This window comes from Ruegeria sp. SCP10, from assembly GCF_040329495.1.
Classification (GTDB): Bacteria; Pseudomonadota; Alphaproteobacteria; order Rhodobacterales; family Rhodobacteraceae; genus Ruegeria.
Genome location: NZ_JBDZYF010000053.1, coordinates 1 through 1,571 on the forward strand (window position 1 = coordinate 1; position 1,571 = coordinate 1,571).

Here is a 1,571-nt window from a genome sequence, read left to right on the forward strand (position 1 = left end):
CCAGACGCGCCATTTGCGCCTCCGTCAGCCAGAAAAGATCAGACATGTTCACCGCTCGTTTTTGAGCCGTGAATCATGATGCTAAAGGGAAATCAATGGGTACAGAGCCTAAGGGTCAGGATTCAATATAAAAAGTATATCCGGCATCCGGAGCAGTACCTCCGCCTTCTGTTTACTATATACCCATTAGTCTGACTAAATACTGAATTTTTCTTTTTAATTAGGCAGTCAAAGGAATCGCCTCTGGAATCGATTGATAACACTAGTAGTTCACTATCCTTACATTGCCTAATGCCTTTCGTAGCTGCCCTACCAGCTGCTTGTGTAGGTAACTTATCCGCTTCTTCCATTAATACATCTGGTTCCTTCTGAAACAGCTCTTTTGCGGCGTAAAATTTCCTTTTCCAGTATGATACAAATTCTCTAGCGCTAATATGGTTTCTTTCCTGGTTTGCCAAATTTAAATTGACTGCTGCATTTCCAACAATAGTACGCGCTGGGGTATTCCCTCCTAATAGAAGCTTGACTGCATTGCCAGCACCTTGCTGGTGTGCGAGATACATCTCCGAACCGTCGGGTTCACGCCCAAGCTTCGCACGGAGGAAGCTTGCATTGTCTTTCCACAGGCGAACAGCAGCATCAGTGTTAGACTGGGCATTGAAAGGCTCCGACAGGCCGTAACTAACTGCTGTAGAATCAATGAACTGGAATACTCCTCTTGCACTAGAGTTTGGGTTCTTCGCAGTAGGAATAAAATTTGATTCGATCCATGCGACCGCGGCAAAGTCAAGCGAACTTAAGCCCTCTTCGATAGCAGTATCTACCACGATTTCTAACGCTTCTTGTTGTTCAATTGAAAGCTTTATTTCCTTTGATATGTTGCTTGAATAATCTCTTGCTTCCTGCGAAGCTCTGATGTAATCGTGCTTTGTTTGTTTGTTTTGCCCCCTGCTAACTCTATCTGCTTTTTCAATTTCTGCATATACGCTCTTGTTCACTACTCCACTGTTTCTGCCGCAAGAGCATAGTATTATTAACATGAATCCAATCGTTAATATGATTCGCCAAAAGTTCATCTTTTACATGTACCTATTTTTGTATACTCTGTGTGATTATATAGCTTTTAGCATTCTAAAAGCAGTTGGGTTTGTTGTTGATATGTTGAGATGCGGCAGGTTAGATTGTGAAATGGATAGCTCAATTAGGTGTATAGCTGTAGCTTTTCAACATTCACATTCGGAGGAATGTTTTCTATCTACTTTATTCGCAGCATACAGAACTATCGTGAAGTAAATTCGATTTTAGGTACTTAATAGCCACAGCTTTTTGGTTTTGTAACTCCCAGTAATATATCTTTAGTTTCGACTGAGGGAAGCGCGCTTTTTAAAGTAGTGCTTGAAGTCTTCGTCGTTACGATTAAGCTAATGTGGGGTTATTAAGTAATTACAATTATTAAATAGCAGAGGTGGTCCTACGTTTTGGACCAGTTTGCAGCCAACTTAAGATGGATCAGGGTTGTATTTAGGCTGCCAATTTCACGGTTTCGGCTTTGTTTCCATAAGCCTCATTCG

At 41.5% G+C, this 1,571-nt stretch carries 1 protein-coding gene; it reads right to left on the reverse strand.

From position 1 onward, the window contains the following. Positions 1-122 precede the first annotated feature (122 nt). Positions 123-998 carry a transglycosylase SLT domain-containing protein gene (locus ABLN87_RS22195; RefSeq protein WP_353014282.1) on the reverse strand — a complete coding sequence of 292 codons (876 nt, stop codon included), beginning with the start codon at positions 996-998 and terminating at the stop codon, positions 123-125. Between the last annotated feature and the right edge of the window lie 573 nt (positions 999-1,571).